Source organism: Gordonia sp. NPDC003585 (assembly GCF_040610755.1).
GTDB lineage: Bacteria > Actinomycetota > Actinomycetes > Mycobacteriales > Mycobacteriaceae > Gordonia.
On the sequence record NZ_JBEXMX010000074.1, the window covers coordinates 21263 to 27956 of the forward strand.

A 6694-nucleotide genomic window follows, 5' to 3' on the forward strand; every position below is an offset into this window, starting at 1 on the left:
CGTCACATGTGCACGTTGTCGTGGTCGCCGGCCGCGGTGACAACCTGCGCCTGCGACAGGTGATAGGCGATCACACTCAGCGCGAACAGACCCAGCGCCAGGTTCGCCAGCGCGCCGAAACCCTCGAGCGCGAAGTCGACGAGCGCATTGGACAACGTGAACACCAGTGCACCGAGCCGCAGGGAGCGCAGCGGCCACAGCGTTGCGCCACGTCGGCGTGCGATCATCGCGGGCAGCGTCAGTGCGAGAGTGATCACGCCACTGATCAGCAGAATCCACGTCGCGATGTGACTACGGCTCAATTCGAGGTAGATGTCCACGTCGCCCCGTCGACCCTCGTGGAAGTAGAAGCTCAACGTGCCGGCGACGACCGTGACCGCCGACAGGAACGCCAGCCCCCAGCCGACGATCGAGACCCAGCGCGGACTCCGCAGGAACCCGGGCACCAGCCGGATCGCTCGATCGCGCCACTGCATCAACCGGTCCGGGGTGTCGGCGCTCGACGCGAGCACGCCCCGGATGTTCGCGACCAGCGCGGGATCGCCCCCACGATCTTCGGCAAAGCTCAGCAGTTCGGTCGCCTGTTCGCGTCGTCGGGCCGGAAGTCCGTGCGCCACACCGTCGGCCGCGATCGACGCCGCGTTGGCGAGCGCCTCGGCCGTGGTGGGTTTGCGGACATCGCGCACGATCCGGCTGATCAGCAGGATGAGCACGACGAGGATGTACATGATCTCGGCCGACGGGCCGTAGAAGTAGTCGTTGTCCCGGGTGACGAACTTGCCCACCTCGTCGAGGAACAGTCCGAATCCGATGCCGCCCATGATCACCGCGACCACACGTGGCACTGCACCGAGGAACAACCACCCGGTGATCAGCGCGAGCATCATGAGCGCGCCGCCCCACAGCGCGTGGGCTATGTGCAGATTGCCGCCGCCGACCTGGGGATATCCCGTCAACGCGAGGTAGGCGCGGGTCACCAGGATGGTCGTGATGGCGACGATGAGGAACCACTCGACCGCCACCGCACCGTAGGCGCTGCGCACCAGGACAGCGGTCGGACGAACCGGCGCGACCCGACCGGTTGCGGGCGTGGGTGGCGTCATGGCGATCAGTAGGGCGTCGGGATTCGACGGAGCTCGAGATCGGGACTCTGATACTTCCCGGTTTTGCGTTTCGGCAGTTCGATGTCGGGCTTCGCGAGCGGCGTGTAGGGAATCTGCCCGAGCAGGTGCGTGATCACGTTGAGACGACCCCGCTTCTTGTCGTCGGTGTTGACCACATACCAAGGCGCCCAACCGGTGTCGGTGAAACGGAACATGTCGTCGCGCGCCCGCGAGTAGTCGTCCCAGTGGGTGTAGGACTTGAGGTCCATGGGCGACAGCTTCCAATACTTGCGAGGGTCGTCGATGCGGCTCTGCAACCGGAGGGTCTGCTGGTCCTCACTCACCTCGAGCCAGTACTTGAGGAGGATGACACCGGAGGCGACCACAGCTCGCTCGAATGCTGGTGCGTCGGTGAGGAATTGCTGCGTCTGCTCCGGCGTGCAGAACCCCATCACCTTCTCCACCCCCGCCCGGTTGTACCAACTGCGGTCGAAGATGACGACCTCACCGCCGGCGGGCAGGTGCTTGACGTAGCGCTGGATGTACATCTGCGACTTCTCGCGGTCGGTCGGCGCGGGTAACGCGACCACCCGGAAGACCCGTGGGCTCACCCGCTGGGTGAGGGCCTTGATGACGCCGCCCTTGCCTGCCGTGTCGCGGCCCTCGAAGACGATGCACACCTTGGCGCCCGTCGATCGCACCCACTCCTGCAGCGCAACGAGTTCCGCGTGCAGCTTCTTGAGCTCCGGCAGATACTCCTTGTTCTTCATGGGACCCGGAACTCCGGGTTCGTCGTCGTGGCTCTTGTCGCTCTTCTTCTTGCCCACTGCGAATCCTCACCATTGCGAATCGTCTCTGCCGGATTCCGTGAACTTTACGACGTCGCCGTCGACCGGCGCGGGACTGTGGCCGTGTCGTCACCTGACCGATCCGTGAGCTTGGTTTCTCGATCACCACACAACGCGTGTTGTTCGGATTCGCCTCATGTATCCCGCGGTGCAGCGGCCGGGCCTGGATACCGCACTCCGTCAACCGGCCCGGCGGAGACCCAGAAACGACAAAACCACCTGTTACCAGGTGGTTTTGTGGTGGCCAGGGCCGGGATCGAACCGGCGACCTTCCGCTTTTCAGGCGGACGCTCGTACCAACTGAGCTACCTGGCCGGACGGTGCCGGTGGAAATACCGAAACCATTGGCGACCCTGACGGGACTCGAACCCGCGACCTCCGCCGTGACAGGGCGGCGCGCTAACCAACTGCGCCACAGGGCCTTGTTCTGTTGTGTTACCCACCAACCCGCAAGGGGAGGGCAAGCGTACCCCCTACGGGATTCGAACCCGCGCTACCGCCTTGAAAGGGCGGCGTCCTAGGCCGCTAGACGAAGGGGGCCGGTGTTCTCCGTTGGGAGCCGACTCAGCTTAGGACACGGCGTCGTGAATACACAAATCGTTAGGTCACGGCCCAAAACGGTCACTTCGATGAGGTTGCCATCGCGCTCGCTTTCCGAGTGCCATGGCAACCTCATCGTCGTGCAGGGTGAGTCGGAAGTGTCACTCTCGTCGCGCTACACTCGTCAGCGCAACAAGCCCCTTTAGCTCAGTTGGTAGAGCTACGGACTTTTAATCCGCAGGTCCTCGGTTCGAGCCCGAGAGGGGGCACCGACGGTCAGAAGTAGACGACCATAAGCTGGGCCAGGAAGACCTTGACGATCATGCTCACCGGGAACAGCACTGCGTAGCCCACAGCGACCCGTTGATCGGGCACCCGCGCCATCGCGAACGCGTACGGCGCCGGATTCAGTTGGGACCCGGTGAGCCCGCCCAGCGAACGTGCCGTCCCGAATCGCAGTAGGTAGCGCAGCCCGACGAGGCAGATCAGCGCATGCGCGGCGGAGATGCAGAATCCGAGTACGACGAGCTGCAGACCGCTGTCGCCGAGGGCGTCGACGAGACCGGCGCCGGAACCGATACCCACCGCGGCAAGAAAGATCAGCAACGAGAACTGGTTGAGCGTATTGGTGACGTTGCCGGGCAGGGTCCAGACGATCGGCCCGGTCCGGCCGATCGCTCCCAGAACCACCCCGATGATGAGTGGAGCCGTGGCAGTGCCGAGGATCAACGTGCCCCCGCCGGGCATCGGGATCTCGACGAAGGCCAGCACCAGCCCGATGGTCAGACCGAGACCCAGGCCGATCGCGTTGATGTCGCCAGCGCCGCGTTCGGAGTCGCCGAGTTCTTTCGTGATCTCAGCCAGGCGGTCACGCGGTGCGGTCACACGCAGACGGTCGCCACTCTGCAGGATCAGGTCTGGAGTCGCCACAAGATCGATGTCGCCACGACGCACGCGGCTGACAACTGCGTCGAACCGTTCCTCCATCCGTAGCTCGTGCAGTTGGCGACCGACCATGGTCCGGTTCGACAATGTGACACGTCGAAAGTCGATCGAACTGCGGTCGAACCACGGCTCGCGGTCCGCGAGACGGCCGAGATCGTCGACGACACGGGCGATCTCGTCTTCGCGCGCAGTGATGGTGAGCAGATCACCGTCGGCGATGGGTTCGGCGTCGTGCGCGACGACGGTGCGTCCGTCGTGCGTCAGCCTCGACACCACGGCTTCATATCGCGCGGACAAGCCGGCGACGGTGAGGCCCGGATCGCCCACCACCTCGAGGGTCCGCACGAGGATCGGGTACACCTTCTCGCGATCCTCGCGGTTCGGCCTGCTCCGGCCGACACTGATCAGCCAGGCACACGACAGAATCGTCAGGAGAACAGTGATCGGATAGGCCACCGCGTAGCCGATCGCCGGTTCCGCCGGAACGGCTCCACCGTCAGCGAGTTGTTCTTGCACGGCGCCCAGCGCTGCGGTGGCGGTTCCGGCCCCGGAGAACGCGCCGGCGATCGTCCCGATGTCGAAGCCGAGCAGATTGCCGACACCCAGCGCGGTCCCCGCCATCGCAAAGATCGCGACAACCGAGACCAGCACAGGTTTCCATCCGGTCCTGATTGCGTTGACGAATGCGGGACCCGCGGCAATGCCCACCATGTAGCAGAAGACGCACAGCGAGATGCTGGTGATGATCTGCGGAACTTCGATGTCGCCGTCGATCGCCGTCAGCGCAAGCCCGACGAACAGTGCGCCTGCCGGCCCGAACGACACCGGACCAAACGGAATCCGACCCACCAGACTTCCGACCCCGACCGCGAAAAACAAAGCAAGAAGCGGGCTTTCGACGAACCAGTGCACCGTTGCTCCTGACGTGGAACTGTGTCGATCCAGGTAGGGCAATCCTATGGCGCGGCGACGCGAGACGTCACGTCATTCACCGACTGATCCGCATTTTTCGCCTCACCCGGCGGGCTGACGCTCCCCCACCGTCACCGCGTCGACCGCCTCGACGAACGGCGGGATGAACCATTCCGCGCCGAGGACGCAGCAGGCGTGTCCGCCGTCGACCTCCAAACGTTGCGCACCGCGGATGCCGTCGACGAGCAGTTGCTGACGCTCCGGCTCGACCACCTTGTCGCGGGTGGACACCACCACCGCGGTGGGCACGTCGATCTCACCGAGCCAGTCGCGCGAATCGAAGCGGCCCAGGCCGTCACCGAAGTCACCCATGTGCGAGAGCGGGGTCGAGAAGAACTGCCGCATCGCCCACACCGAGGTGTGCGACGTCGTCTTGTTCAGACTCTTCTCCGACGGCCGCGGCAGGCGCCGGTAGATCGGGGCGAGAAACCGTCCGGTACGCTGCGCACGCTCACGGTGTTCGGGATCGTGGGTGCTGAAATACGGTCCGGTGGAACACAATACGAGCCCCGACACCCGACTCGGGTGTCGACGCCACACCAGCTGGGCGATTCCGCCGCCCATCGAGAACCCTGCTGCGGTGAACTTGTCGATACCCAGTACGTCGGCCAGGGCGACGACGTCGTCGGCGCAGTCCTCGAGATCGAAGCCAGGTGACGTGATCCCGCGACCATGCCAGCGATGGTCGAGGGTGATCACGCGATAGCGCTTGTTCAGCGCAGGAATCGAGGGGTACCAGCACAGCAGCCCGGTGGTGAGCACCGAGTGCAACAGGAACACCGCGGGTGCGTCGCGCGGACCGGAGTCGGTGACAAAGGTCCGGCCACGACCCGGCAACTCGACCATCTCGCCGGTCGGCAGATCGCGCGCCGGATACGGCTTGAGGACGTGGTTGAAGGCACGCGCAACGCTCGAGAAGATGGCAGGACTCACCGCATCGACGGTACGCGCAGGGAGCCACGCCCGCGCGGGTCCGCGAGACAAAACCGACCACCCGTCCCGCCTGTGATCTAGCTCATGCGATGCTGGAGTGATGATGGACATCGCTCGTCCGAAGATCGAGGGCTCGATCGCCGTCGGCGAGAACAAACGACGCATCGGATTCGCCGAGTTCGGGTCGGCCTCGGGCCGGCCGGTCGTGTGGCTGCACGGCACACCCGGGGCACGTCGTCAGATCCCGACCGAGGCCCGCGAGTACGCTGCCACGCACGGCATCCGGCTGATCGGCCTGGACCGTCCCGGCGTCGGATCGTCGACTCCGCACCGCTACGTGAACGTCGCCGAGTTCGCCGACGATTTCGCCACCGTCGCCGACGCCCTGGGCATCGAGGAATTCGCGGTCATCGGCCTCTCCGGCGGCGGCCCGTACGCGCTGGCCGTGTCGCATGCGATGCCGGAGCGGGTGGTCGCGGCGGGCATCCTCGGCGGTGTCGCACCCACTGTGGGCCCCGACGCCATCGGCGGCGGCGCGATGCGGATCGGCACGCTGCTGGCACCCGCGGTGCGGGTCGCGGGCGCACCGATCGGACAGGTGCTGAGCGCCATCCTCGGCGTCGCACGCCCGATCGCCGACCCCGCCATCAGCATCTACGGTCGCCTCTCCCCGCAAGCCGACCGAGAGATCCTGGCCCGCCCTGAGTTCCGGGCGATGTTCCTCGACGACCTGCTGCACGGCGGGAGCCGACGCATGGAGGCGCCGTTCGCCGATGTGGTTGTGTTCGCCCGGGATTGGGGGTTCCGCGTCGGCGACGTGAACGTCCCGGTCCGCTGGTGGCACGGCGACCACGACCACATCATCCCGTACTTCCACGGCGAACACATGGTGAACCTGCTGCCCGACGCCAAACTGTTCGAGCTGGCCGGGGAAAGCCACATCAGCACGCTGCACATGGCCACCGACATCCTCGAGGAACTCGGCGCCATCTGGGATCAGCCGCGCGCGATCCGCTGAATCGAAGCGCGGCAGTCAGTTCGGCGACGTCGCCGACAACCCCGCCGCCAGGCCGAGCACCACGGCCATGACCAGCATCTCGACGACGCCCGATCGGATCGACGCGGCCTCGGTCCTCCGATGCCGCTGGGCCGCGGGCACCCAGCGGGTGCGATGCCACCAAGCGATGCCGAGCAGCACGCAGAGGCCGACGCTCTTGGCCAGGAGCACCCGGCCGTAGCCGGTGGTGACGAGTTCGGTCACCCCACCGACTTCGACGAGGCCGGCAACCACGCCGGTCACCGCGACCACGCCGACTGCCCACGGGGCCCGCTGCGAGAACGCGGGAAGTGTTG

General features: G+C 65.9%; 6 protein-coding genes and 4 tRNA genes. 2 read left to right on the top strand and 8 right to left on the bottom strand.

The window, feature by feature from the left end; genetic code table 11:
• Positions 1-2: 2 nt before the first annotated feature.
• The 5 genes from ABZW74_RS18610 to ABZW74_RS18630 form a co-directional block, all read right to left on the bottom strand.
• On the bottom strand, positions 3-1103 hold the full coding sequence (locus tag ABZW74_RS18610; RefSeq protein ID WP_240857723.1) for a hypothetical protein: 1101 nt from the start codon (positions 1101-1103) through the stop codon (positions 3-5).
• Positions 1104-1108: 5 nt separating this feature from the next.
• Complete coding sequence (gene ppk2 / locus ABZW74_RS18615; protein WP_240857734.1) at positions 1109-1873, bottom strand: polyphosphate kinase 2; 765 nt, start codon at positions 1871-1873, stop codon at positions 1109-1111.
• 316 nt (positions 1874-2189) lie between these two features.
• Positions 2190-2266 (bottom strand) — tRNA-Phe (locus ABZW74_RS18620).
• Positions 2267-2296: 30 nt separating this feature from the next.
• Positions 2297-2373: transfer RNA gene (locus ABZW74_RS18625), tRNA-Asp, on the bottom strand.
• A gap of 45 nt (positions 2374-2418) precedes the next feature.
• Positions 2419-2491: transfer RNA gene (locus ABZW74_RS18630), tRNA-Glu, on the bottom strand.
• Between the two features lie 196 nt (positions 2492-2687).
• On the opposite strand from ABZW74_RS18630, the gene ABZW74_RS18635 reads away from it, so the two are divergent.
• Positions 2688-2760: transfer RNA gene (locus ABZW74_RS18635), tRNA-Lys, on the top strand.
• Positions 2761-2767: 7 nt separating this feature from the next.
• Here the strand turns inward: ABZW74_RS18635 and ABZW74_RS18640 are convergent.
• Together ABZW74_RS18640 and ABZW74_RS18645 are read right to left on the bottom strand one after the other, a co-directional pair.
• The gene (locus ABZW74_RS18640) at positions 2768-4348 is read right to left on the bottom strand and encodes a TrkA C-terminal domain-containing protein (RefSeq protein WP_355278300.1); all 1581 of its coding nucleotides are present in this window, start codon (positions 4346-4348) and stop codon (positions 2768-2770) included.
• A 102-nt stretch (positions 4349-4450) separates the two neighbouring features.
• Positions 4451-5254, bottom strand: coding sequence for an alpha/beta hydrolase (locus ABZW74_RS18645; protein ID WP_240860182.1), 804 nt, complete (start codon positions 5252-5254; stop codon positions 4451-4453).
• A 187-nt stretch (positions 5255-5441) separates the two neighbouring features.
• Between ABZW74_RS18645 and ABZW74_RS18650 the strand changes: the two genes are divergently transcribed.
• Positions 5442-6359 (top strand): alpha/beta hydrolase, encoded by a 918-nt coding sequence (locus tag ABZW74_RS18650; RefSeq protein ID WP_355278302.1) that lies wholly within the window; start codon positions 5442-5444, stop codon positions 6357-6359.
• Between the two features lie 15 nt (positions 6360-6374).
• Here the strand turns inward: ABZW74_RS18650 and ABZW74_RS18655 are convergent.
• The coding region (locus ABZW74_RS18655; protein WP_355278305.1) for a CopD family protein at positions 6375-6694 on the bottom strand (320 nt) is incomplete at its 5' end.

What these genes read in the sequence shown, in the direction of transcription:
- ABZW74_RS18610 (WP_240857723.1), bottom strand. Translation starts at nt 1,103, where the DNA reads ATGACGCCACCCACGCCCGCAACCGGTCGGGTCGCGCCGGTTCGTCCG.
- ABZW74_RS18650 (WP_355278302.1), top strand. Translation starts at nt 5,442, where the DNA reads ATGATGGACATCGCTCGTCCGAAGATCGAGGGCTCGATCGCCGTCGGC.
- ppk2 (WP_240857734.1), bottom strand. Translation starts at nt 1,873, where the DNA reads ATGAAGAACAAGGAGTATCTGCCGGAGCTCAAGAAGCTGCACGCGGAA.
- ABZW74_RS18645 (WP_240860182.1), bottom strand. Translation starts at nt 5,254, where the DNA reads ATGGTCGAGTTGCCGGGTCGTGGCCGGACCTTTGTCACCGACTCCGGT.